Below are 23,735 nucleotides of genomic sequence, written 5' to 3'. Positions count from 1 at the left end.
ATCGAGCAGCGCAGCCGCCCCCTCTTCGAAGACGGGGCAATTCAGGCAGCGCGAATACGTGGCAAGGCGCGGGCAGGATTGATCGCCGCGCGTGCCGATGCGGTTCCAGCAGTCATCAACGAGCGTGGTAACGCCCGCGTGGTCATGGACGGCGTGCGCCATGCGTTCCTCGTGTGTGCTCCGGTGTTTCGGATTCGGATGATGCGGATGGCCTCTTGCCCTGGCGTGCCAGCGCGCGCTCCGCACGCAGCATGAGCTGGCGTGCGGCCACGGTGTCGCCCGCCACGTCGAGCAGCGCGGCAAGATGCGTCAGCGCTTCATAGTGCGCGGGTTCCAGGTACAGCGCCTTGCGATAGAAATCGCCGGCATCGGCATGGCGGCCGCGCGCATCGGCAATCAGGCCGAGCAGGTAAAACGTATCGGCTTCGGGTGCGCGCAGGTTGGCGATCTCCAGCGCCACGCGCTCGGCCTCGTCCAGATGGCCGGCGTCGTCCAGCAGCCGGTCGTAGGCCTCTTCCATCGGGTTCACGCCGCGGGCCCGGGCCCGGGCCCCGATGCTGTCCGCGGGGTCCGGCTCGTAGTTGGGGTTGTCGCCCAGCGGGAAGATCCAGTCCCAGGCCTGCGCCACATAGAGGATCGGGTGCCCGACGCCGGGCTTGTCGGCCAGAATGCGAGCGCGCACTTCGGGTTTGCGCATCTCGGCGACCCGCTCGGCCAGCGGCAGGTGGGCGATCTCGCGGTAGCTGGGGTAGAGCACGAACGGGTTGGCGGACAGCTGTAGCCCGATGATCAGCCCGATCGGCCGCGGCAACAGCTGCGCGGTGATATCGCCGCCGGCAGCGTTCGCCTTCTCGATCATGGTGATGGCGTCCGGCCAGGTCGGGTCGCCGGTGTTGGCGACGACGAGAGTGAACGTGAGCGGCAGCCCGACGTCCTCGGCGACGTCGAACACCGTCTGCAGCACGGGCTGGTAGCCGCCGGCCGGAATGTCGGGCACGAACTGCAGCAGACCCCCGCCGCCGTCGACCACCCCTCGGGCGATCTCCTCGATCTCCTCGCGGGCGGCGTCGTAGCTGGGGATCTGCGCCCCGCTCTCCGTCTTGTGGATCATCAGCCGCGACGAGGCGAAGCCCAGCGCCCCGGCTTCCATCGCCTCTTTGGCCAGCGCGCGCATGGTGGCGAGGTCCTCGCCGGTGGCGGGCTCGCGATTTGCGCCCCGCTGACCCATCACGTACACGCGCAGCGGAGAGTGCGGCAGATACGCGGCCACGTCGATGTCGCGTTTCCCGGCGTCCAGCGCATCCATGAATTGGGGGAACGTCTCCCAGTTCCACGGCAGGCCGTCGGTCATCACCACACCGGGAATGTCCTCCACCCCTGCCATCACGTCGACCAGCACGTCGTGGTCTTCCTGCCGGCACGGCGCGAAGCCGACTCCGCAGTTGCCCATCACCACCGTGGTCACCCCGTGCGCCGACGACGGCGTCAGCCGGTCCGACCAGATGGCCTGCCCGTCGTAGTGGGTGTGCAGGTCGACGAAACCCGGGGTGACCAGCAGACCGGTCGCGTCGATCTCCCGCTCGGCCGTTGCGCCGTTCACGGAGCCCACCGCGGCAATGACGCCGTCCCGGACGGCCACGTCGCCGACGTACGGCTCACCTCCCAGCCCGTCGACGATGGTGCCATTGCGGATCAGGAGGTCATAGCGCATCTAACTAATCTACGACCGTGTCGGTGCGACATGCCAGGATCGGTGGCGTGCGCGCCGACGACGATGCAGTGGGGGCGCCCCCAGCCGCGCAGCGGCGAGGGGGACGAAGCGATGAGGAGGAGTGGCGCTGATGTTTGACCATCTAGGAATCAACTGCGCCGATTACCCGAAATCACAGGAGTTCTACGACACGGTGCTGGGCGTGCTCGGCTTTTCCCGGCAGCTGGATTTCGGCGTGGCCATCGGATACGGCCGGGACGGCAAGCCGGCTTTCTGGATCGCCGACCAGGCTGCCGGCACCGCGCAGGGCCCCAATCGGGAAGTGCATGTCGCGTTCGAGGCGGCCGATGAAGACGCGGTGCGCGCGTTTCACGACGCGGCGGTAGGGCTGGGCGCCGAGTCGCTGCATGCGCCGCGGCTCTGGCCGGAATATCACCCCGGCTACTTCGGCGCCTTCGTGCGCGACCCCGACGGCAACAACGTCGAGGCCGTCTGGCACGGGCAGCCGTAGGGTCGGTGGTATGCCCAACGCTGACGCGGCCGCGCAGGAATTGCTTCGGGACGCCTTCACCCGGTTGATCGAACACGTCGACGACCTCACCGACGGCCTGAGTGACGAGGTGTCCAACTACCGGCCCACCCCCGAGGCCAACACCATCGCGTGGCTGATCTGGCACAGCGCCCGGGTGCAGGACATTCAGCTCGCCGACATCGCCGGCGTCGAGCAGGTGTGGACCCGCGACGGCTGGGTGGACCGATTCGGATTGGACCTGCCGCGCAACGACACCGGCTACGGGCACAGCCCGGAGGATGTGGCGAAGGTGCGCGCATCGGCGGAGTTGCTGTCCGGCTACTACCACGCGGTGCACGAACTCAGCCTCGAATACGCCACCAAAGTCACCGCCGATGAGTTGTGCCGCGTCGTGGACACCAATTGGGACCCGCCGGTGACGGCCAGCGCCCGACTGGTCAGCATCGTCGACGACTGTGCACAGCACCTCGGCCAAGCCGCCTACCTGCGCGGAATCGTCCCGTAAAGCCCTTGCCGTGCGACTCACGCTGACGGTGGTGTTGTGGCTGGCCACCACGGCCGCGCTGGTGGTGCTGGTTCCCGCGTCGTGGTTGCAGCGGAACATCGTCGACGTCGACGGCTACGGCAGGCTGGCCCGCAAGGCCGCCGCCGACCCCGCGCTGCAGTCCGCCATGGCGGCCGAACTCACCACGCGCGCCATGCGCCTCATCACCGATCACGGCGGCACTGCCGACACCTCGCAGGTCCACGACGTGGTCGCGAAATTTACGGCAAGCCCGGCTTTTCCGCCGTTGTTCGCCGAGGCGAACAAGGCCGCCCACAACTGGTTGTTCAGCAAGCCGCAGTCCGGCCAGGACTCCGAGTGGGTGGTAGATCTGGCCCCGATGCTCAATGAAAGCTCGGTCCAGCAGATGCTGACCAGTCACCACGTGACGGTCCCGACGAAGCTGACGGTTCCGGTGACGGTGACAGTGCCTTCGACGACGCAGTCGCTGCGGCAGGGCCAGCTCGGCTGGCTCGCGACTTGGGGTCCTTGGGCGAGCATAGGCGCGGCGGCTATGAGCGCCCTGTTCGGTTTTCTGCTGCTGGTCGCCGCGCGGCGCCGCGGCAGGGCGCTGGCCGCCATCGGCATCGCGGTGCTGCTGGAAGGCGCGGCGGGATGGGCCGCCATCGAGCTCGCCGACCGGCGCATCATCACCGAACTGAATAGGACCACCGGCGACTTTCGCACCGTTGGCGACGTGATGGTCCGCTACGCCAAGTCCAGCCTGCATGAATGGCTCAACCTGACGCTGCTCACCGGCGCCACGCTGGTGGTGCTCGGTGTGATTGTGGCGGCGGTGTTCAGCCTACGCAGGAAGTCAGCTTAAGGGCAACTGAGCCAACACCGTGCCGGTCGGCTGCGGCGACCCGGCGCCGGGTTCCACAGTGAACGCCAGCGCCGTCGACGGTCCGATGTCGCGAACCATGGCTTTCGTCGAGGGTGCAACGGCCGCAGTACCCATGGTCCCCGCCGATGTCGGAGGGCCATTGGTGCCCATCAGCCACATTTGGTACACCGTGCCCGGCGACGGCGGCGCCACGTTGTTCATCACCAGCACACCGGCGTTGCGGTCGCGGGAGAACACGAATGTGGCGGTCCCGGTGCCCAACGGGCGAGAGACGGTCTGCACATCGGGCGCCGTCAAGACCTGCTCGGCGACCGTCTGCCGGGGCGGCGGTCGCATCAGCACGCCGACGCCGAATGCGGACAATCCGATCATGATTGCGGCAGCAGCCGCCAAAAGGGCTGTTCGCCAACGCCGTTGCCGCCTGACCTCGAGCTCTGTCGGTTCCGTCACGGCCAGGACGGCTGCCCGTAGATGCGTCGGTGGTTGGATAGCTGTCCCCGCCGAGACCACCGCCATCGTTTCGCGCACCGCCCGCACTTCGTCATGGAATTCAGCCGCGACCGCCGACGCGGCAACCCGGCGGTCGAGGTCAGCCTTCTCCTCTTCGGTCAGCGCATTCAGCGCATACGGCGTGGCCAGGTCAAGCAGTTCGGATTCGTTCGGGTCGGTCATGACACGTCCAGACAATTGCGCAGGCCGCGCAGCGCGTCACGCATGCGGGATTTGATCGTCGAAAGGTTGGCGGCCAACCGTTGCGATACCTCGGCATACGTCAACCCGCCGTAGTACGCCAGCTCGATGCACTCGCGCTGCGCTTCGGTCAAGCCCTCGAGGCATCGGGTCACCCGGCGCCGCTCGTCACTCGCGATCGCCGAGTCGGCGACGACGTCGCCGGCGGTCTCGACGGTGGCGGCACCGTAGCGTCCTTCCCGCCTGGTGCCGGCCTGCTCGGAACGCACCCGGTCGACCGCGCGCCGGTGGGCCATGGTCAGCAGCCACGCGAGGGCGGATCCCTTGGCCGAGTCGTAGTCCGACGCGGTCCGCCACACCTCGAGGTAGATCTCCTGGGTGGTTTCCTCGCTATAGCCGGCGTCACGCAACACCCGGATCACCAATCCGTACACCCGGGATTTGGTGAGGTCGTAGACCGCGGCGAACGCGCCGCGGTCGCCACCGGCGACCTTGCGCAGCAAGGTGTCCAGGTCGCCGCTCAGCCCTGACGGTCCGGTCATCGATCGGTAGCCTATCGTCAGCCGGAGTCGCGGGGGGCAATCTGCTCATGCCCGATTTCCCGTCCGCGGCGGCCACGGCACGAAATACGCTGTCCGCTTCCGGTATTCGGCGAATCCGGGTCGGTCCCGCATGTACCGCTCGGTCAGCCGGGCGCCGCTGACGTGCACCAAAAAGTACGTCATCACCAGCGGCGAGCCCACCGTGGCGAGCGCTACCCAGCCGTTGATGCTGACCAGCCACAGCCCCCACCAGACGCATGCGTCGCCGAAGTAGTTGGGGTGGCGGGTCCAGGACCACAGCCCGCGGTCCATGATGATGCCGCGATTCTGCGGGTCGGACTTGAACGCCTTCAGCTGTCGATCGCCGACGGCCTCGAAGGTGAACCCGAGCAGCCACACCGCCACGCCCACCGCGGTGACGGCCAGCAACGGCTTGGGCGTGGGTCCGCCGACCGCGGAAAGCTGCAGCGGCAACGAGATGAACCAGCCCAGGAAGCCCTGCAGCAGGAAGACCTTGCGCACCACCTGCGCAGGGGACGCATCGCGAAGCAGGTCGGCATAACGGCGATCCTCACCCTTGCCAACGGTCTTGCGCTGGATGTGCCAACTCAGCCGCACGCCCCAGATCGTCACCAAGGCCAGTAGGAGCCACCGACGGGTGGGGTCGCCGTGGCCAAGCGCTGCGGCGACGGCGGCGACGGCGACAAAGCCCAGCCCCCACGCCACGTCCACGACGTTGTAGCGGCCGATCCGCCGACCGATCAGGAACGTCACCGAATGCACCACGGCGAGAGCCAAAGCCGAAGCGCCCGAGACGATCACGAAGTTCACGACTCCACCCCTCGCACGAACGTCCACTGGTAGACGTCTAGGTAGCCCGACCGGAAGCCCGCCTCCGAATACGCCAGGTACAGTTCCCACATTCGCCCGAACACCTCGTCGAAGCCCAACTGCGCCAACTCATTTCGGCGCTGCGCGAACCGCTCTCGCCAGAGCCGCAGAGTTTCGGCGTAGTGCGGGCGCAGCGAGGCCATGTCGACCGTCCGCAAACGGGTGCGCCGCTCGGTGATGCCGGCGATGGCCTGGGTGGACGGTAGCAGTCCGCCGGGGAAGATGTATTTCTGGATCCAGGTGTGCGTGTGACGGGTGGCCAGCATCCGTGCGTGCGACATGGTGATGGCCTGGATCGCGACCCGGCCGCCCGGGCGCACCAGCCTTTCCAGTGCGGCGAAATACCGCGGCCACGAGTGGTATCCGATGGCTTCGATCATCTCGATCGACAGCACTGCGTCGAATTCGCCGGCCCCGATGTCGCGGTAGTCGCACAGGTCGATCTGCACCAGGTGGGACAAACCCGCCGCGGCGACCCGCCTTCGGGCCAGCCGCTGCTGCTCGACCGACAGCGTCACCGAGCGGACGCGGGCCCCGCGGGCGGCCGCGCGGATGCACAGTTCGCCCCATCCGGTGCCGATCTCCAGCACCCGGCTGCCTGGCCGGACGCCGGCCTGATCCAGTAGCCGGTCGATCTTGCGTCGTTGTGCCGCAGCCAAATCCGGCCATGCGGTCGGCATCTCGGTGAACAGCGCGCTCGAGTACGTCATGGTCTCGTCGAGGAATTCGGCGAACAGCTCGTTGGACAGGTCGTAGTGTTTGGCGACGTCGCGTCGCGCCTGATCGCGGTCGGCTCCTCGCCAGCGGGGGCGGAAGGCCGGACCGAGTGGCCGTAGCAATTGCAGAGCCCTCGGGACCAGGTCGGTGACCGACCGCGCCAGCACAGTCAGCAGCCCGGCGAGATCATTCGACGACCAATCACCGGCCATATACGACTCACCGAAACCGATCAGGCCGTGCCGTCCTATCCGGCGCGCCAGCGCGTCGGGCCGGTGCAGAAAAAGGACCGGCAGTGTCGGATCGGCCGCGCCGATCACCGCGCCGTCGGGGTAGACCAGGCGCATCGGCAGCCGGGCCGCGGCGCGGCGCAGCAGCCGTTCGACGACCACCGCCGACGCCGCCGCCACGGGACCCGACGGCTCTGTCGCGACCGCCGGCCAGCGCTCCGAATCTATTGCTGCTGAAGGGTTTCGGATGGTCTCGATGCTCATCGCGGTACCACCGGCACTCGGCGCAACCACAACTTGAGCCCCTGCATCCGGATCCTGGTCGCCACCAGCAGCGGGGCCAACGGCGATATGAGCTGCATGACGGCGACCTCCCTGGTGCTTGCCGGTCGACGCTCACCGCGCATATTCGCAATGAATTCTGGAAAGGCCGGCCCGGCGTCACGGTGCAGGGCCACGGTGATGTCGACTTCTTTGGTGGGCAGCGGCGCCTGCACGACGTAGTAGCCGTCAACCGGATTGAACGGCGAGACGTAGAAGGTCTTTGTCGTCACCACGGGCACTTCGGCCGGCGGCAACAGGTAGGCATGGCGCTGGCCATAGGTGTTGTGCACCTCGGCGATCACGTGCCGCAGCATGCCGTCGCGGTCGTGGCACCAGAAGACGCTCAACGGATTGAAAACGTAGCCGGCAACGCGAGCTTGCAGCAGCGCGGTGATGCGGCCGTCGGGAGCGGCTACCTCGTGTTCGGCTAAAAACGTTTTTAGCCGGTCTCGTAGCGAACCCCCCGAGGCTCCGGTGAAGTGGTCGTCGGCGCGGAATTGGGCGAACGGTCGTAGCCACCAGGGCAGCCGGGGCAGATCGTCGATATCGAAATACCAGCTGTAGCTTCGGTATTCGAACGAATGGTGCACTGGCACCCGTCGGGAATGGGTGATCGTGGTCCGGTAGATCGAGGGAGTCAGCACCTGACCACCGCCTCGCGATTGGCCGGCGCCGGCCAGTCGGCGCCGAGTCGCCGCGCCGCGCGCAGTCCGGAAGCGGCGCCGTCCTCGTGGAAGCCCCAGCCGTGGTAGGCGCCGGCAAACACCACCCGGTCGTCGTCCAGCGTCGGCAAAGCACGTTGCGCGGCAACCGATTCCGGTGTGTACAGCGGGTGGCTGTAGGTCATCTCGGCAATCACCGACCGAGGGTCCACGCGGTCCTCGCCGCCGAGTGTGACCAGATACCGGCGCGTACCGGGCAGCCGCATCAGCCTGCTGACGTCGTAGCTGACCACAACATGGTCGGAGTCCGGAGTCACCAGGTAGTTCCACGACGCACGGGCGCGGGGACGGCGGGGCAGCACCGATTCGTCGGTGTGCAACTGGGCGCGGTTGGTCGAGTAGGGGATTGAGCCCAGCACGTAACGCTCCCAGGCGTTCGGCTTGTCGAGCAACAACAGCGCCTGGCCGGGATGCACGGCGACGACGGCCGCGTCGAAAAGCCTCGGCGGGCTGCCGCCCGCTTGCACCAGCACGCCGTCCGGCATGCGTCGCAGCGAGCGGACGGGCGTTCCGGTTACCACCTCGTCGAGCCGAGAAGCGATGGCCTGAACGTAATTTGCCGATCCGCCCGTTACCGTGCGCCACGTTGGCGAGCCGAAAACCGACAGCATGCCGTGGTGGTGCAGGAAGACGAACAGGTACCGAGCTGGATAGCGCAATGCGTGGTCACCGGCGCACGACCACACGGCAGCCACGAGCGGCGTGATGAAGTAATCGACGAAGTACGACGAGAAGCGGTGGCGCTGCAGGAAGGTTTCCAGGGTCTCCGGGTGGTCACCGGGATCGTCGTCCAGCATCCGGAGTGCGGCTCGATGGAAGCGGATGATCTCGGTGAGCATCAGCAGATAGCGCGGGCGCAGCGACTGCCGGCACGCGAACAGACCGCGTACGCCGAGCGCCCCGGCGTATTCGAGCCCGATGTGGTCGGCCCGCACCGACATCGACATCTCGGACTCCTGGGTGGCGATGCCGAGTTCACCGAACAACCGGCACAGCGTCGGATACGTCCGGTCGTTGTGCACCAGAAATGCCGAGTCGACCGCCACGACGCTGCCGTCGCTGTGCTTCACGAAATGAGTGTGCGCATGACCGCCGAGCCGAACATCGGCCTCGTACAAGGTGACCCGGTCCCGCCCCGACAACACGTAAGCGGCGGTCAGGCCGGCCACGCCGCTCCCAACGACCGCTATCGAGCGTCCAAATTCCTGCTGCACATCAGCTATTCGGAGCCACCGGCCGGCCGGACGGCGCAGACGCTCGTGGCGGCCCGCAAATCACACGGTGTGCGTTATGCGAAGCGCGGCCGCGTCTAGCATGTTCCGCGGAATCGACAGCACTGCAGGGGACATCTCGTGACGCAGATTTATGAGCAGCGGACGATCGCAGCACCGCCGGAACGGGTCTTTGCGTGGCTATTGGATCCAGCCAACCTGACCGTCTCTCCATGGTTCCGCAAAGCCACCTGGCTGGACTCGTCGGGTCCCGCAGTCGGAGCCACGCGTGAACTGAGAGGCTTCGGCTTCTGGGTGCACGAGCAGATTACGGCCTACGACTCGCCCCGTAGTTGCTCATATCAGGTTGTCGACGGGTTCCCACCGGTGCATCAAAACGGGATGCTCACCTGTACTCCGTCGGCTAAGGGAACGCATGTCGATTGGGTAAGTGGCTACACGATTCCTCCTCGCGGCGGCGGCAAGATGCTCGAGATACTCAGCGCTCCGCTTATGCGCTCCTTTGCCTTTCGCGCGATCCTTGCTGGCTGCGCGAAGGCGCTGGAGAGCTAATGGTTTCGACGGCGACCACTGATCGCTTTCCGGCGGCCACGCCGCATTACTGACGAAAGCCAGGCATCCACTGACCTCGGCATGAAGATGGGTACAAACCGGCTCCGCTAGGAGCAACAGTTTGGGTCCAACGCGGCACACAACGCCTGCAACGCGTCCGGACGGACCCGATGAAACATGTTCATCCCGCGCCGGTTCGAGGCTATGAGCCCCGCCTTACGCAGCTGGTTCAGATGATGGCTGACCGTGGACTCGCTGAGTTGCAACACCGCCGCAAGCTCTCCCGAAATCTCCTCGCCGGCGGAGGAACTGAACAGGTACGAGACGATCTTGACCCGAACCGGATCTGCCAGAGCCTTGAGACGCAACGCAATCTGCAACGCGTCCTCATCGCTCATCGGACCAGCCGCAACCGGGGCGCAACAGACCGGCGCACTCGTGTCGATCACCGGCAACGCTTTAGGCATACGCACCATCTTGGCACAAAGATTGACATATATCGAAAAGGTGGCATGCTAGGCCACGCCACACTAGTTCGATATATGTCTCACAACTTGGAGGGTTTGCCGCCATGTCTCGCGTTCAATTAGCCCTCAATGTCGATAACCTCGATGAGGCAATCACGTTCTACTCCAAGCTGTTCAACACCGAGCCGGCCAAACGCAAGCCCGGCTACGCGAACTTCGCCGTGGCTGAACCACCGCTCAAGCTGGTCCTGATCGAGAACCCCGGCAGGGGCGGATCGCTCAACCACCTCGGCGTCGAAGTCGAGTCCAGCGAGACGGTGCATGCAGAGATCGGCCGCCTGGGGCGAGCCGGTCTGTTCACCGAGGAGGAGATGGACACCACCTGTTGCTTTGCCACCCAAGACAAGGTGTGGGTCACCGCGCCCGACGATGAGAAGTGGGAGGTCTACACCAAGCTTGCCGACGCCGAGACATTCGGCGCATCCGACCCGCTCCCGTACCGCGTCGGGTCAGCGTCGACCGACGACCCGCCCTCCTAAAAAGGTCTGATCGCTCCTCACCAGACGCGTAAGGTCCCAGTCACGCCGGACGGTAAACCCAACATCCTGGTGATCTGGGGCGACGACATCGGGATCACCAATCTGAGTTGTTACAGCGACGGCCTGATGGGCTATCGCACGCCCAACATCGACCGAATCGCCAATGAGGGAATGCGGTTCACCGATTCCTATGGCGAGCAGAGCTGCACGGCGGGCCGCGCCGCATTCATCAGCGGGCAAAGCGTCTACCGCACCGGGATGAGTAAGGTCGGCGCGCCCGGCTTCGACATCGGTTGGGCCGCAGAGGATCCGACGATCGCCGAGCTACTCAAGCCGCTGGGTTATGCCACCGGCCAATTCGGCAAGAACCACTTCGGCGACCTGAACAAATACCTCCCGACAGTGCACGGGTTCGACGAATTCTTCGGCAACCTCTACCACCTCAACGCGGAAGAGGAACCCGAGCAGGAGGACTATCCGCACGCCGATCAGTTCCCTCGGCTCTACCAGTTGGCGCTACCGCGCGGCGTGCTCAAGTGCCGGGCCATTGACGAGGTGTCCACCGATCCCGACCACCCGAAGTTCGGTCCGGTCGGCAAGCAGGTGATCGAGGACACGGGTCCCTTGAACATCAAGCGGATGGAAACTATCGACGACGAGATCACCGAAATCACAATCGACTACATCAAACGCCAGCACGCGGCGGGCACACCATTTTTCGTGTGGATGAACACCACCCACATGCACCTCTACATCCACACCAAGCCGGAAAGCAAAGGGCAGGCCGGACTTTGGCAGTCGGGCTACCACGACACGATGATCGATCACGACCGCAATGTCGGTCACGTGCTTGACACCCTGGACGAGCTCGGCATCGCCGAGGACACCATCGTCATCTATTCCACCGACAACGGGCCACACCGCAACAGCTGGCCGGACGCGGGTACCACGCCGTTTCGCAGCGAGAAGGACACCAACTGGGAGGGCGCATTCCGGGTGCCCGAGATGATCCGCTGGCCCGGAAAGATCAAGGCGGGCACCGTTTCCAACGAGATCATCCAGCACCACGATTGGCTGCCAACACTATTGGCCGCCGCGGGGGATCCCGACGTCAGCGAAAAACTCAAGCAGGGCTATAAAATAACGCTGCAGGGCGAACAGAAGGAATTCAAAGTCCACATCGACGGATTCAACCTGCTGCCCTATTTGACCGGCGAGGTCGAGACCAGCCCGCGACGCGGCTTCTTCTACTTCTCGGACGACGGCGAGCTGGTCGCGATGCGCTTCGAAAACTGGAAGATCGTGTTCGCCGAACAACGTTGCCGTGGAACGCTGCAGATCTGGGCCGAACCGTTCACCCCGCTACGGGCGCCGAAGCTGTTCAACTTGCGCACCGATCCGTTTGAGTACGCGGACATTACGTCCAACACCTACTACGACTGGTTTCTGCATCACGACTACTTCGTGTTCTACGCGATAGCGATGGCCACCAAGTTCCTCGACACATTCAAGGAATTCCCGCCCCGACACCCACCGGCCAGCTTCACCATCGACCACGCGGTGGAGAAGCTGCATCAGTTCTTGGCGAAGGACTAGATGCTCGACCTGTGGAAGGACGGACCCGCGAAGGCGGCCATCGTCGACTTCGTAGGCCGCGTCACAGCCGAGGTGCCGCCCGAGGCGCGGGTCGCGGTATTCGACAATGACGGCACCCTCTGGTGTGAGAAGCCCGCCCACATTCAACTGGATTTTTTGGTGCGCCGGCTGGCCGAGCAAGCCGCGGCCGACGTCGCACTTCAGCACAAGCAGCCCTACCTCGCGGCCGCGGCCCGCGACCTGTCCTGGTTTGACGACGCCGTCACCAAGCACTACAACGGCGACGACTCTGACGTCAAAGTCCTTGCCGGGGCCATACTTTCGGCATTCAACGGGATGACCGTCGAAGAGCATGCGCAGCGAGTGCGGGGCTTTTTCGCCGAAGCCACCCACCCGACGCTGAATCGCCCCTACACCGCATGCGGATACGCACCGATGGTCGAGTTGTTGCGCTACCTGGAGGCCAACGGATTCACCAACTACATCGCCTCCGGCGGCGGTCGCGACTTCATGCGCCCGGTTACCGGTCGGATGTACGGTCTACCGCCGGAACGCGTGATCGGCAGCTCGGTTGGTCTGGACTTCAAAGACGGTCAGCTGTTGACGACATCGCGGCCGGAGTTCCTCGACTTGTCTAGTTGGGGCCCGGTCAAGCCGGTGCGGATCTGGGGACGTACCGGACGACGCCCGATCCTGGCGGTGGGCAACTCCAACGGCGACATCGCGATGATGCAATATACGCACGCCGCTGAGCCGTCGCTGTGCATGCTGGTGCGTCACGACGACGCCGACCGCGAATTCGACTATGTCGCCGGCGCCGAAAAGGCTCTCGGCGAAGCCAATACGCGAGGCTGGACCGTCGTCAGCATTCGCGACGACTGGCTCAGCGTTTTCGAAACCTAGGGCGGGCCGAACCGATCGCAGATCGCCACACACATCCCCGCCGCAGGAATGCGCACCCAATGCAATGGCTCATCCCCGTCGCGCGTGCACAGGATGGGGCCGGTGTCGCCCCAGAGTTTCTGACCTTCCGTCGAGCACGGCGTGAAGTCGGCGTGCGCTGTGCCACTTTGGATGAGGAACACGCATGAAGTGAGCGCCGCCAGTATCGCCATGCCGACGAACCTCAGTGCCTTCACGATCAACACCCTCCCTGTACCGAACTTGGCGACCGGCAACAGAGCACGGCGGCCCGTCGCTCATCGACTATCCCCGAAAAAGCCTTATGCCCAGTTCCACACCGACATGTCGCCGCGCGGGTAGTTGTTGCACACGTCAGTTGCCTTGGCCACCACACCCTTGTTGTTGAAGAAGATCTTCATGTGGTTGACCCAGGCGTAGGTCAGTGGATCGCCGTTGTAGAAATTCTCGGAGTACTCCCTGCGCTCCGCCGGCGACAGCGAGAAGAACCAGTGCGCCTTGTTTATCGTCGCTTCCTGCAGGTTGGCGTGGTTGTTGAAGTCGATCATGTAGCGCTGGTAGTAGACCGGGCTGGTGTCCCGAACCGCCGCCAGATACTGCTCTGCGTCGCAGGTGGTGTTGATCATGCGGCGCGGTACCGGAAAGTCTTCGGTGGAATCGGCGACCGCGGCCTTGGGGAAGGTCGCGACGGCGACGCCGAGGCTTACCAGGAGGGCCAGGAACCAAACGCCTGCACGCAGGCTAGAAGTCAGCCGAAACATATCGATAACCGTAACACTCTCAGGGTTCGCTCGAACAGGAATCAAAATCAATAGCCGATCTTACTAGCTGCGGTCATCAGGGACGATGACGTGGTTGGGATCAGGTCGCAACTCCGGCGGAGCCTGACTGTAATCACCGAACGGGCCGTCGCGCCGCTCTACGGCCGCCCGCACACTCTCCGTTTCGGCGGTTCGGATGAAGTCGAGGGCGTCGGGGGTGTTGCGCATCAGGCCGTCGAGGATGCCGCCCAGCAACTGGGTGGACGCCAGACCCATGTTCTCGTAGGCCTGGTTGACGATCAGTTTCTGCGCCCGCAACTGGGACAACGGGATTTGCGCCAGCTCGCCGGCGATCTCGGCGACGCGGGCCTCCAGGCGGTCGAACGGCACCGCCTCGTTGATCAGCTCCACCTCGGCGGCCTGCACACCGGTCAGCGGCCGGCCCGTCAGCGAGTGCCACTTGACCTTGGCAAAGCTCAGCCGATACAGCCACATCCCGGTCAGGTACGCGCCCCACATGCGGGAATACGGCGTGCCGATCACGGCGTCCTCGCTGGCGATGACGAGGTCGGCGCACAGCGCATAGTCACTGCCCCCGCCCACACACCAGCCGTGCACCTGAGCGATCACCGGTTTCGTCGCCCGCCAGATGGCCATGAACTTCTGATGCGGCCCCGTCTCGCGCGCGGTGATCACGGCGAAGTCCTTACCGGGGTCCCACTTGCCATCGGTCATCATGGCGTCACCCCAGTGTGCGAAGCCGCCGCCGAAGTCGTAACCGGCGCAGAAGGCGCGTCCGGCGCCGCGCAACACGATGACCTTGATGTCCTGGTCCCGCTCGGCCAGCCCGATCGCGGTCTCGATCTCGTCGGGCATGGGCGGGACGATGGTGTTCAGGTGCTCCGGGCGGTTGAGCGTGATGGTGGCCACCGGGCCCGCGGTCCGGTAGAGCAGGGTCTCGAATTCGGGTGTCGGCTCGGATATCGGCATAGCGGAAGCGAAGTGCCGCTGGAGTCGAGTGTCAAGCGTCGGCCCGCCGGCCGGCGCTGGTTCGCCGAAGAGCAGAGGGGGTACCAACGACGGCGAGGGTGTCCCGGCAGAGGTGGGTGAACAATTATGCGCCGGACGGCGGAAAGGCTACGTCCGAGGCGGGAAAGTGGGTTGCGACGGGCGCTGCAAGAGTTCCTTGCGGTGCCACTGGCGATCATCGCCGGGTTCGTCGTGCTGGGGGTCATCACCAGCGTGCTGGACGGTACCGAGGTGGGCTGGCTGCGCCCGGTCGCGCACGCATTGTCGAAGCTGGCGCCGCCGCAGGAAAACCAGTCGATGCTGCGCACGGTGGCTCCCGGGATGCTCACCTTGATGACGATCACCTTCGTACTGTTACTGACGTTGATCCACCGGATGGCCGATGTGTTTACGTGGGTCGTGGTGGAGCAATTTTTTCGCCGCCTCGTCAACCAGGCCTTCTTCGGCTACTTCGCCGGGCTGTCGGCTTTCTACGTCGTGGTCTTGGCGTTGGTCGACCCCCAGCAAGCCGTGTTCAGTACTGCGGTCGCGCTGATCCTCAGCGTGCTGGCCATGGCTGGACTGGTGGTCTTCGGATATCTGGTGCTCGACCAGCTACGTCCTCCTTCGGTGGTGGAGCGCATCGTGCAGATCACCATCGCAACGCGTGCCCGCCAGCTGAAGTGGTTACGGAATGTGCGGAAAGAACCACTTCTCGAGCACCTCCCGGCGACTACCGTCTGTGCCCAGTGCAGCGGCTATCTCGTCGACATCGACTTCGACACCCTCCGTCGCGCGCTCGACTCCGCAACTGGGGCAGCAGAGATCGAGTTCTCCGCCAAGCTGGGAACGCACATCGTCGCCGGCACTCACTTGGCCACGGTCCGTGCCGACGACGAGGGCGAACGTGACCGGTTGGCCGAAGCCGTCCTCGACGCGTTGCGCTGCGGCAGGGAGCGGCAACTCGACCGGGAACCGTCTTACGGTGTGCATCAGCTATCCAGCATCGGGTGGGCCGCTGCGACTCAGCGGGATCCGGAAGCGGCCTTGGTGACAGTCGACGGGTTGCACGAGCTCTTGGCGTACTGGGCTCAGGAGTCCCCGCCGCAAGGCGAGTCAGACGATGAGGACCGGCTTCCGGTGGTCTACCGGGATCGCATTATTCCCTTGGTGTTGACCGCGTTGGCGAGCATCGCGGTGGGCGCCATCGAGGGTGGGCAACATCAGACCTGTGCCCAGGTGCTGAAGGTCTTCGCCATGGCGATTCCGCGCCTATCGCCGGACCACCAACTGTCGGCAACGGCGCAGTTGCGCTATGCGCTGCCGACGGCCACCAGGCACCCGTGTACCGAAGAGCTCGATCGGGCGCTGGCTGAGCTGGGCCGGACGCTTTCGGAAAACGGCCACCTCGGCGTGGCGGCGGAACTGGACCACGTCGAGTCACGCCTGAACGCTCGACTACCCGGCTGAGGACTCTTGCCGCCGCCGATACAGCCAACGCGTAAGCAGGCCAATCAGCACGACTGCGACCGCTATCAGCAAGTAGGTCTGGTACTGCACAAACTTGGCGTAAATCACCGGGATGTGCGTTTGGGCCAGGTATCCGACCAGGACCCAGAGACCGACCCACGCAATGGCGCCCACCACGTTGTAGGTCAGGAAGCGTCGCCACTGCATCTCGGCCAGGCCCGCGACGATCCCGATTGCCTGGCGCAGCCCGTCGACGAACCGCCCGATCAGCACGACCATGTTGCCGCGCCCGTGAAAAAAGCGCTCGGTGGCCGCGACCCGGTTCTCGGTGAGCAACACGTAACGGCCGAAGCGGCGCACCAGCGGCCGCCCGCCGTAATAGCCGATGGCGTACCCGAAGTTGTCCCCGATCACCGCGGCCAGCAACGCCAATATCAACACCGCAGCGAGGTTCAAATGCCCCGACGCTGCGTAGACACCGGCCGCGATCAGGATGATCTGGCCAGGTGCCGGAACGCCGATCCCCTCCACGGCGACCACGCCCACCAAGGCCAGGTAGCCGTAGTGGTCCAGAACCGACGAGAGCGGATTGAGAACCCCCGGCAATTGCGACGACATGATCACCGTGGGTGCCCGATCGGCACTGTGGGTAAACGCTCAGGGGTAAACGCTCAGGCCCGAAGCATTCGGTGTAGGAATCTGTAGCTGAGCGCCGCCTTGAACGCCAGTTGCTCGTTGTCGGCAGCGCCGGCGTGGCCGCCTTCGATGTTCTCGTGGTACCAGACCCGATGACCGGCTGCCTCCAGGGCCGCCGCCATCTTGCGGGCGTGGCCCGGATGCACCCGATCGTCGCGGGTGGAGGTGGTGATCAGCACCGGAGGATACTTGCGATCCGCCGAAATGTTCTGATATGGCGAATATTTGGAGATGAATTCCCAATCGTCGGGGTCGTCGGGGTTGCCGTATTCGGCCATCCACGAGGCGCCGGCCAACAACAGGTGATAGCGCTTCATGTCGAGCAGTGGCACGTCGCACACCAGCGCGCCGAACTTCTCCGGGTATTTGGTCAGCATGATGCCCATCAGCAGACCGCCGTTGCTGCCGCCCTGGGCGCCGAGCTGTTCGACGGTGGTGATGCCGCGATCGACCAAATCGGTTGCCACCGCGGCGAAGTCCTCGTCGACCTTGTGCCTGCCCGCTCGGATCGCCTGGGTGTGCCAGCCGGGCCCGTACTCGCCGCCGCCGCGGATGTTGGCCAGCGCGTAGGTGCCGCCGCGAGCCAGCCACAGCCGGCCCAGCACGCCCGCATATCCCGGGGTGTTGGACGACTCGAATCCGCCGTAGCCGCCCAACAGCGTTGGTCCCGCCCCATCAGTGCCATCCGGCCGCACCAGGAAGTACGGAATCGAGGTGCCGTCCTTCGACTCGACGAAATGCTGTGACACGGTGATGTTTTCGGCGTCGAAGAAGTCCGGCGCCGACTTGATCTTCTCCAGCCGGCCGTCGCCGCTGCCGCGCAGCAGCCGCGACGGGGTGTCGAATCCACTTGAGTCCAAGAAGAATTCGTCGCCGGTGTCGTCGGCCGCGACGATCACGGTGTTGGTGGCGGCGGGGATACCGGACAACGGCCGGCGCCGCCAGCCACTCACAGATGCTGGCGTGACGATCTCGACGCGGCTCGCCACGTCGGCCAGCGTCACGATCAGCAGCCGATCCCGGGTCCACGCGTAGTGAGACAGCGCGGTGTGCTCGTCGGGCTCGAACACCACAGTCAATTCCCTTGCACCGGAGAGGAATGCGGCATAGTCGGAGGCCAGCAGCGAGCCCGCGGCGTAACTCGTGGCGCCGACGGTCCAATCGCTGCGCAGATCGATCAGCAGCCACTCCCGGTGAATCGAGAGGCTGGCGTCGGTGGGTGCTTCGATCCGGATTAGCTCCGAGCCGCGCAGCTCATAGACCTCCTCGTTCCAGAAGTCGAGCGCTCGGGCCAGCATGGTGCGCTCGAAGCCGGGTGTCCGGTCCACCGACGCCATGACGCTGACGTCGGTGCGCGTGCCCTCGAAGACCGTTTCCGCATCGGTCAGCGGCGTACCCCGGCGCCACCGCTTGATGATTCGCGGATAGCCGGAATCTGTGAGCGACTCGTCGCCGAAGTCGGTGCCAACCAGGACGGTATCTGGATCCGCCCACGCCGTCTGGGACTTGGCCTGTGGCAGCTCGAACCCGCCCGCGACGAATTCGCATGTCAGCATGTCGAATTCACGTACGACGGCGGCGTCCGAGCCGCCCGGGGAGAGGGTGACCAGCGCGCGGGTGTGGTCGGGCCTGATGACGTTGGCCCCGTGCCACACCCATTTTTGATTGTCGGTTCGCCCCAGCTGATCTACGTCGATCAGGATGTCCCATTCGGGGGCGTCGGTGCGGTAGCTGTCCAATGTGGTGCGCCGCCACAGCCCGCGCGGGTTGTCGGCATCGCGCCAGAAGTTGTAGAGGTACTCGCCGCGGCGGGTCACGTAGGGGATGCGGGTATCGGTGTCGAGCACTTCGAGCGCCTCGGCGCGCATCTGCTCGAACTCCGCATCACAGAACTCGGCTTTCGTCGGCTCGTTGCGCGCGCGGACCCGATCCAGCGCCTCCTCACCGGTGATGTCTTCGAGCCACAGATACGGGTCGCTGTCTTGGGCCTCGGCACCAGGAGTCATGGCTGCCATTCTGGTCCCGGCGGTAGTGTGAGCTGTATTACATGAGGGTCGAATGAGGGAGCCGAGCAAATGACCGTCTTCGCACGTCCAGGTGCAGCCGGGGCGCTGATGTCGTATGAATCCCGGTACCAGAACTTCATCGGGGGCCAGTGGGTGGCTCCCGCCTCGGGCCGCTACTTCGAGAACCCGACGCCGGTGACCGGCGAGGTGTTCTGCGAGATACCGCGTTCCGACGAGACCGACATCGACAAGGCGCTCGACGCGGCGCACGCGGCGGCCCCGGTGTGGGGCAAGACCGCGCCTGCCGGGCGGTCGGCGATCCTGAACAAGATCGCCGACCGCATCGACGAGAACACTGCCGCGCTGGCGGTCGCCGAAGTATGGGACAACGGCAAACCGATCCGGGAGGCACTGGCCGCCGACATCCCGCTGGCGGCCGATCATTTCCGGTATTTCGCCGCGGCCATCCGGGCACAGGAAGGCGCGCTGTCCCAAATCGACGAGGACACCGTCGCCTACCACTTCCACGAGCCGCTCGGCGTGGTCGGGCAGATCATCCCGTGGAACTTCCCGATCCTGATGGGCGCCTGGAAACTGGCTCCGGCGCTGGCAGCAGGAAACGCGGTGGTGCTCAAACCGGCCGAGCAGACGCCGGCCTCGATCCTTTACCTGATGTCGCTGATCGGTGACCTGCTGCCGCCCGGTGTGGTCAACATCGTCAACGGCTTCGGCGCCGAAGCCGGCAAACCACTGGCGTCCAGCGACCGGATCGCCAAGGTCGCATTCACCGGCGAGACCACCACCGGGCGACTGATCATGCAGTACGCGTCGCAGAACCTGATCCCGGTCACCCTGGAGCTTGGCGGCAAGAGTCCCAACATCTTCTTCTCCGACGTGATGGCGGCCAACGACGACTTCCAGGACAAGGCGCTGGAAGGGTTCACCATGTTCGCCCTCAACCAGGGCGAGGTGTGCACGTGCCCATCCCGCAGCCTGATCCAGGCAGACATCCACGACGAGTTCCTGGAACTGGCGGCGATCCGCACCAAGGCCGTCCGGCAGGGCGACCCGCTGGATTCCGAGACCATGCTGGGTTCGCAGGCGTCCAACGACCAGCTGGAAAAGATCTTGTCCTACATCGAAATCGGTAAGGGTGAGGGCGCCAAGATCATCACCGGCGGCGAGCGCGCCGAACTCGGCGGTGACCTGTCCGGCGGCTACTACGTCCAGCCGACGATCTTCACCGGCAACAACAAGATGCGCATCTTCCAGGAGGAGATCTTCGGGCCGGTGGTCGCGGTGACGCCGTTCAACAGCTACGACGACGCGATGGGCATCGCCAACGACACCCTCTACGGCCTGGGTGCGGGCGTGTGGAGCCGCGACGGGAACACCGCCTATCGGGCCGGGCGCGAGATCAAGGCCGGACGGGTGTGGGTCAACTGCTACCACGTGTATCCGCCGCACGCGGCCTTCGGCGGCTACAAGCAATCCGGCTTCGGCCGCGAGGGCCACAAGATGGCCCTCGAGCACTACCAGCAGACCAAGAACATGCTGGTGTCCTACTCCGACAAGGCGCTGGGTTTCTTCTGATGATCCCGGGCGCGCTGATCACCAGCGACGCCGCCGACCTGCTGGCCCGCCTGCAACAGCGGCACGGGCCGGTGATGTTCCACCAGTCCGGCGGCTGCTGCGACGGGTCGTCGCCGATGTGCTACCCGCGCGCCGACTTCCTCGTCGGCGACCGCGACGTCCTGCTCGGCGTCTTGGACGTCGGGGGAGACGGCGTGCCGGTGTGGATCTCCGGGCCGCAGTATCAGACCTGGAAGCACACCCAGTTGATCATCGACGTGGTGCCCGGCCGTGGCGGCGGGTTCAGCCTGGAAGCGCCCGAAGGGTTGCGGTTCCTCAGTCGCGGCCGGGTCTTCAGCGACGACGAGAAAGCCCAGGTAGAGGCGGCGCCGGTGATCACCGGCGCGGCTTACGAGCGGGGCGAACGCCCGGCGGTCCGGGGTCAGGTGGTGTCTGGTAACCCGCCGGGAGCGTGCCCGGTCAGTAGCCCGTAACCGCAGTAAGGTCGAAAAGCGTGATTCCGCTTCCGCGACCTTGGCTGCTGGCCGGCGCCATGCTGACCGGCGTCGCGCTGGGGCAGCTGGCCGCGGTGGCGTCGACGTTGTTGGTCCATACGCGGGTCCGGCCGGACGTCGTCATTGCGCTGGTGGTCGGAATTCCCAGCGTGATCGGGTTACTGGTGATCCTGCTGTCGGGGCGACGCTGGGTGACAATGGTGGGCGCGTTCATCCTCGCACTGGCGCCGGGCTGGTTCGGCGCGCTCGTCGCGATTCAGGTTGTGTCCGGTGGCTGACAAAGAAGCCGAGAACGACGCTTCTCCGGGGACCGAGGCGTTCGTGCCGGATTTCGACACCGGCGAACCGTCGGTGCCGTTCGTCCCGAACTTCGACGACGAGTCGGGACCGCTGCCGGTGCCGCCGGAGAAGCCCGAGGAGGAGCCGAAAGAGCCGGAGCCGGCCGAGCCCGACGGCGCAGCGAAAGCCGAACCCGAGGCTCCCCTCGTGCCGGCCACCGTGCCTGTCGCGGTGCCGGGGCGATACCAATACCTGAAGTGGTGGAAGTTGGTTGTGGTGATCCTCGGCGTCTGGTGCGCCGCAGGGGTCTTCGGGCTGGGCCTGTTCTATTGGTGGTTTCACACCGTCGACAAGACCTGGCCGGTGTTCGTGGTCCTGGTCTACGTGGTGGCGTGCTCGGTGGCCGGCGTGCTGCTGGCGATGGTTCCGGGTAGGCCACTGATCTCGGCGTTGTCGCTTGCGGTGATGTCGGGGCCGTTTGCCTCCGTCGCCGCCGCGGCGCCGCTGTACGGCTATTACTACTGCGAGCGCACCGGCCACTGTCTGCTGAGTGTCATTCCCTACTGACGGTCTTGCCGGGCCCGCGCAAACGTTAGGGTAGTGCGCGTGACCCACTATGACGTCGTCGTCCTCGGGGCCGGCCCCGGCGGATACGTGGCGGCCATCCGCGCCGCCCAACTCGGTCTGAACACCGCGGTCGTCGAACCCAAATACTGGGGCGGCGTCTGCCTCAATGTCGGGTGCATCCCGTCCAAAGCGCTGCTGCGCAACGCCGAGCTGGCCCACATCGTCACCAAGGAAGCCAAGACCTTCGGCATCAGCGGCGAGGCGACGTTCGACTACGGGATCGCCTTCGACCGCAGCCGCAAGGTGGCCGAGGGCCGCGTCGCCGGTGTGCACTTCCTGATGAAAAAGAACAAGATCACCGAGATCCACGGGTACGGCAGATTCACCGATCCCAAAACGCTGTCCGTCGAGCTCAACGAAGGTGGCACTGAGACGGTCACGTTCGACAGCGCCATCATCGCCACCGGCAGCAGCACCCGGCTGGTGCCCGGCACCTCGCTGTCGGAAAACGTGGTCACCTACGAAGAACTCATCCTGTCCCGCGACCTGCCGAAGTCGATCATCATCGCCGGCGCCGGCGCGATCGGCATGGAGTTCGGCTACGTGCTGAAGAACTACGGCGTCGACGTGACGATCGTGGAGTTTCTGCCGCGGGCGCTGCCGAACGAGGATGCCGACGCCTCCAAGGAGATCGAGAAGCAGTTCAAGAAGCTCGGCGTGAAAATTCTCACCGGTACCAAGGTCGAGTCCATCAAAGACAACGGGTCCGAGGTCGCCGTCAGCGTCAGCAAGGGCGGCAACGCTGAGGAGCTCACGACCGAAAAGGTGTTGCAGGCCATCGGGTTTGCGCCCAACGTCGAGGGCTATGGGCTGGACCAGGCCGGCGTCGAGCTGACCGACCGCAAGGCCATCGGCATCACCGACTACATGCAGACCAGCGTCCCGCACATCTACGCGATCGGCGACGTCACCGGCAAGCTGCAGCTGGCCCACGTCGCCGAGGCGCAGGGTGTGGTGGCGGCCGAAACCATCGCGGGCGCAGAGACTTTGGCGCTCGGCGACTACCGCATGCTGCCGCGCGCGACGTTCTGTCAGCCCAACGTCGCCAGCTTCGGGCTCACCGAGGAAGAGGCCCGCAACGAAGGCTACGACGTCGTGGTGGCGAAGTTCCCGTTCACCGCCAACGCCAAAGCGCACGGCGTCGGGGATCCCAGCGGTTTCGTCAAGCTGATCGCCGACGCCAAGTACGGTGAGCTGCTCGGCGGGCACCTGGTTGGCCACGACGTCTCTGAGCTGTTGCCCGAGCTCACCCTGGCGCAGAAGTGGGACCTCACGGCCAACGAGCTGGCCCGCAACGTGCACACCCATCCGACAATGTCCGAGGCGCTGCAGGAGTGCTTCCACGGCCTGGTTGGCCACATGATCAACTTCTGAGCAGCTATGAAAACCACTCAGAGCCATACCCCGGCCAAGATCGTGGGCGCGACTGCCGGTTTGGTCGCCGGCTATGTGCTGTGGCTAATCGCCATTTCGGTCGGCGAATCCCTCACCACAGTCAGCAAGTGGAGCTTGGCGGTATTGCTGCTGTCCGTGGCACTGGCGGTCGGCGCGGTGGTGGGGGGCACGCTGATGCGTTGGCGCCGTAGATATTTCGGCGCGGCGTTCGCATTCGGCCTGCCGATACTTCCGGTGGTGCTGGCGTTGGCGGTGCTGGCCAACATCTATCTGTGAGACGGCCGTTAGCTGCGCCGCGTCGAACGTGGGCCCAATGGACGAAAAACCATAAGAACTCATACATATCCCC

The 23,735-nt window shown here is 65.2% G+C and carries 27 protein-coding genes and 1 pseudogene; 15 read left to right on the top strand and 13 right to left on the bottom strand.

The features are described 5' to 3' along the window. Positions 1–480: 480 nt before the first annotated feature. A pseudogene (locus tag A9W99_RS07160) lies at positions 481–1,711 on the bottom strand (amidohydrolase family protein); the annotation flags it as partial. Positions 1,712–1,841: 130 nt separating this feature from the next. On the opposite strand from A9W99_RS07160, the gene A9W99_RS07155 reads away from it, so the two are divergent. From A9W99_RS07155 to A9W99_RS07145, 3 genes are read left to right on the top strand one after another with little or no spacing between them, the layout of a single operon-like run. Then, positions 1,842–2,222 (top strand): VOC family protein, encoded by a 381-nt coding sequence (locus A9W99_RS07155; protein WP_067375259.1) that lies wholly within the window; start codon positions 1,842–1,844, stop codon positions 2,220–2,222. Positions 2,223–2,232: 10 nt separating this feature from the next. After that, positions 2,233–2,748, top strand: coding sequence for a mycothiol transferase (locus tag A9W99_RS07150; protein ID WP_067375239.1), 516 nt, complete (start codon positions 2,233–2,235; stop codon positions 2,746–2,748). A gap of 10 nt (positions 2,749–2,758) precedes the next feature. After that, entirely contained in the window at positions 2,759–3,613 is an 855-nt protein-coding gene (locus A9W99_RS07145; RefSeq protein WP_067375238.1) for a hypothetical protein, read from the top strand. Here A9W99_RS07145 and A9W99_RS07140 read toward each other — a convergent pair. From A9W99_RS07140 to A9W99_RS07115, 6 genes are read right to left on the bottom strand one after another with little or no spacing between them, the layout of a single operon-like run. After that, positions 3,605–4,306 carry an anti-sigma factor domain-containing protein gene (locus A9W99_RS07140; protein WP_067375236.1) on the bottom strand — a complete coding sequence of 234 codons (702 nt, stop codon included), beginning with the start codon at positions 4,304–4,306 and terminating at the stop codon, positions 3,605–3,607. The genes A9W99_RS07145 and A9W99_RS07140 overlap by 9 nt on opposite strands. Then, positions 4,303–4,866 carry a sigma-70 family RNA polymerase sigma factor gene (locus A9W99_RS07135; protein ID WP_067375235.1) on the bottom strand — a complete coding sequence of 188 codons (564 nt, stop codon included), beginning with the start codon at positions 4,864–4,866 and terminating at the stop codon, positions 4,303–4,305. Before A9W99_RS07135 ends, A9W99_RS07140 begins: the two co-directional genes overlap by 4 nt. A gap of 45 nt (positions 4,867–4,911) precedes the next feature. Further along, on the bottom strand, positions 4,912–5,685 hold the full coding sequence (locus tag A9W99_RS07130) for a DUF1295 domain-containing protein (protein WP_156622988.1): 774 nt from the start codon (positions 5,683–5,685) through the stop codon (positions 4,912–4,914). Positions 5,686–5,693: 8 nt separating this feature from the next. Further along, entirely contained in the window at positions 5,694–6,968 is a 1,275-nt protein-coding gene (locus tag A9W99_RS07125; protein WP_067375231.1) for a class I SAM-dependent methyltransferase, read from the bottom strand. Continuing rightward, positions 6,965–7,672, bottom strand: a complete 708-nt coding sequence (locus tag A9W99_RS07120) for a DUF1365 domain-containing protein (RefSeq protein WP_067375229.1) — start codon at positions 7,670–7,672, stop codon at positions 6,965–6,967. Before A9W99_RS07120 ends, A9W99_RS07125 begins: the two co-directional genes overlap by 4 nt. Next, positions 7,666–8,940, bottom strand: a complete 1,275-nt coding sequence (locus A9W99_RS07115; protein WP_253869658.1) for an NAD(P)/FAD-dependent oxidoreductase — start codon at positions 8,938–8,940, stop codon at positions 7,666–7,668. Before A9W99_RS07115 ends, A9W99_RS07120 begins: the two co-directional genes overlap by 7 nt. Between A9W99_RS07115 and A9W99_RS27130 the strand changes: the two genes are divergently transcribed. Beyond that, complete coding sequence (locus tag A9W99_RS27130) at positions 8,836–9,063, top strand: hypothetical protein (protein ID WP_253869660.1); 228 nt, start codon at positions 8,836–8,838, stop codon at positions 9,061–9,063. The two genes, A9W99_RS07115 and A9W99_RS27130, sit on opposite strands and share 105 nt — an antisense overlap. Positions 9,064–9,102: 39 nt before the next feature. After that, a complete protein-coding gene (locus tag A9W99_RS07110; protein ID WP_067375225.1) occupies positions 9,103–9,534 on the top strand; it encodes an SRPBCC family protein in 432 nt (143 codons plus the stop codon). Positions 9,535–9,641: 107 nt separating this feature from the next. Here A9W99_RS07110 and A9W99_RS07105 read toward each other — a convergent pair whose 3' ends face one another. Next, on the bottom strand, positions 9,642–10,001 hold the full coding sequence (locus tag A9W99_RS07105; RefSeq protein WP_067375223.1) for an Rv2640c family ArsR-like transcriptional regulator: 360 nt from the start codon (positions 9,999–10,001) through the stop codon (positions 9,642–9,644). Between the two features lie 104 nt (positions 10,002–10,105). On the opposite strand from A9W99_RS07105, the gene A9W99_RS07100 reads away from it, so the two are divergent. The 3 genes from A9W99_RS07100 (at position 10,106) to A9W99_RS07090 (ending at position 13,039) form a co-directional block, all read left to right on the top strand. Then, complete coding sequence (locus A9W99_RS07100) at positions 10,106–10,540, top strand: ArsI/CadI family heavy metal resistance metalloenzyme (RefSeq protein ID WP_067375221.1); 435 nt, start codon at positions 10,106–10,108, stop codon at positions 10,538–10,540. A gap of 66 nt (positions 10,541–10,606) precedes the next feature. Then, complete coding sequence (locus A9W99_RS07095; protein ID WP_172828827.1) at positions 10,607–12,136, top strand: arylsulfatase; 1,530 nt, start codon at positions 10,607–10,609, stop codon at positions 12,134–12,136. Continuing rightward, positions 12,137–13,039 carry an HAD family phosphatase gene (locus A9W99_RS07090; RefSeq protein WP_067375217.1) on the top strand — a complete coding sequence of 301 codons (903 nt, stop codon included), beginning with the start codon at positions 12,137–12,139 and terminating at the stop codon, positions 13,037–13,039. Here A9W99_RS07090 and A9W99_RS07085 read toward each other — a convergent pair. The 3 genes from A9W99_RS07085 to A9W99_RS07075 form a co-directional block, all read right to left on the bottom strand. Beyond that, a complete protein-coding gene (locus A9W99_RS07085; protein WP_067375257.1) occupies positions 13,036–13,275 on the bottom strand; it encodes a hypothetical protein in 240 nt (79 codons plus the stop codon). The genes A9W99_RS07090 and A9W99_RS07085 overlap by 4 nt on opposite strands. Positions 13,276–13,359: 84 nt before the next feature. After that, complete coding sequence (locus tag A9W99_RS07080; RefSeq protein ID WP_067230100.1) at positions 13,360–13,818, bottom strand: DUF5078 domain-containing protein; 459 nt, start codon at positions 13,816–13,818, stop codon at positions 13,360–13,362. A gap of 63 nt (positions 13,819–13,881) precedes the next feature. Next, the gene (locus tag A9W99_RS07075) at positions 13,882–14,808 is read right to left on the bottom strand and encodes a crotonase/enoyl-CoA hydratase family protein (protein ID WP_067375215.1); all 927 of its coding nucleotides are present in this window, start codon (positions 14,806–14,808) and stop codon (positions 13,882–13,884) included. A gap of 171 nt (positions 14,809–14,979) precedes the next feature. On the opposite strand from A9W99_RS07075, the gene A9W99_RS07070 reads away from it, so the two are divergent. Further along, complete coding sequence (locus A9W99_RS07070) at positions 14,980–16,296, top strand: DUF2254 family protein (RefSeq protein WP_172828825.1); 1,317 nt, start codon at positions 14,980–14,982, stop codon at positions 16,294–16,296. Here the strand turns inward: A9W99_RS07070 and A9W99_RS07065 are convergent. Then, positions 16,285–16,914, bottom strand: a complete 630-nt coding sequence (locus A9W99_RS07065; RefSeq protein ID WP_067375255.1) for a DedA family protein — start codon at positions 16,912–16,914, stop codon at positions 16,285–16,287. The genes A9W99_RS07070 and A9W99_RS07065 overlap by 12 nt on opposite strands. Positions 16,915–16,967: 53 nt before the next feature. Continuing rightward, the gene (locus tag A9W99_RS07060; protein WP_082929874.1) at positions 16,968–18,998 is read right to left on the bottom strand and encodes a prolyl oligopeptidase family protein; all 2,031 of its coding nucleotides are present in this window, start codon (positions 18,996–18,998) and stop codon (positions 16,968–16,970) included. Between the two features lie 69 nt (positions 18,999–19,067). Here A9W99_RS07060 and A9W99_RS07055 point away from each other — a divergent pair, with 69 nt between their 5' ends. From A9W99_RS07055 to A9W99_RS07030, 6 genes are read left to right on the top strand one after another with little or no spacing between them, the layout of a single operon-like run. Then, positions 19,068–20,591 (top strand): aldehyde dehydrogenase family protein, encoded by a 1,524-nt coding sequence (locus A9W99_RS07055; protein ID WP_067375209.1) that lies wholly within the window; start codon positions 19,068–19,070, stop codon positions 20,589–20,591. Then, positions 20,591–21,064 (top strand): DUF779 domain-containing protein, encoded by a 474-nt coding sequence (locus A9W99_RS07050; RefSeq protein ID WP_067375207.1) that lies wholly within the window; start codon positions 20,591–20,593, stop codon positions 21,062–21,064. Before A9W99_RS07055 ends, A9W99_RS07050 begins: the two co-directional genes overlap by 1 nt. Positions 21,065–21,084: 20 nt before the next feature. Continuing rightward, the gene (locus A9W99_RS07045; protein ID WP_172828824.1) at positions 21,085–21,363 is read left to right on the top strand and encodes a putative holin; all 279 of its coding nucleotides are present in this window, start codon (positions 21,085–21,087) and stop codon (positions 21,361–21,363) included. Continuing rightward, on the top strand, positions 21,356–21,931 hold the full coding sequence (locus tag A9W99_RS07040; RefSeq protein WP_067375205.1) for a hypothetical protein: 576 nt from the start codon (positions 21,356–21,358) through the stop codon (positions 21,929–21,931). Before A9W99_RS07045 ends, A9W99_RS07040 begins: the two co-directional genes overlap by 8 nt. A 39-nt stretch (positions 21,932–21,970) precedes the next feature. After that, positions 21,971–23,365, top strand: a complete 1,395-nt coding sequence (gene lpdA / locus A9W99_RS07035; RefSeq protein ID WP_067375251.1) for a dihydrolipoyl dehydrogenase — start codon at positions 21,971–21,973, stop codon at positions 23,363–23,365. 6 nt (positions 23,366–23,371) lie between these two features. Next, positions 23,372–23,662: a hypothetical protein gene (locus A9W99_RS07030; RefSeq protein ID WP_067375203.1), complete on the top strand. Its 291-nt coding sequence runs from the start codon at positions 23,372–23,374 to the stop codon at positions 23,660–23,662. The last annotated feature ends 73 nt before the right edge of the window (positions 23,663–23,735 follow it).

The sequence above is a fragment of the Mycobacterium sp. 1164966.3 genome, assembly GCF_001665395.1.
Lineage (GTDB): Bacteria > Actinomycetota > Actinomycetes > Mycobacteriales > Mycobacteriaceae > Mycobacterium.
The sequence above is the reverse complement of the archived record's forward strand: the minus strand, read 5'-3'. Positions and strand labels throughout refer to the sequence as shown.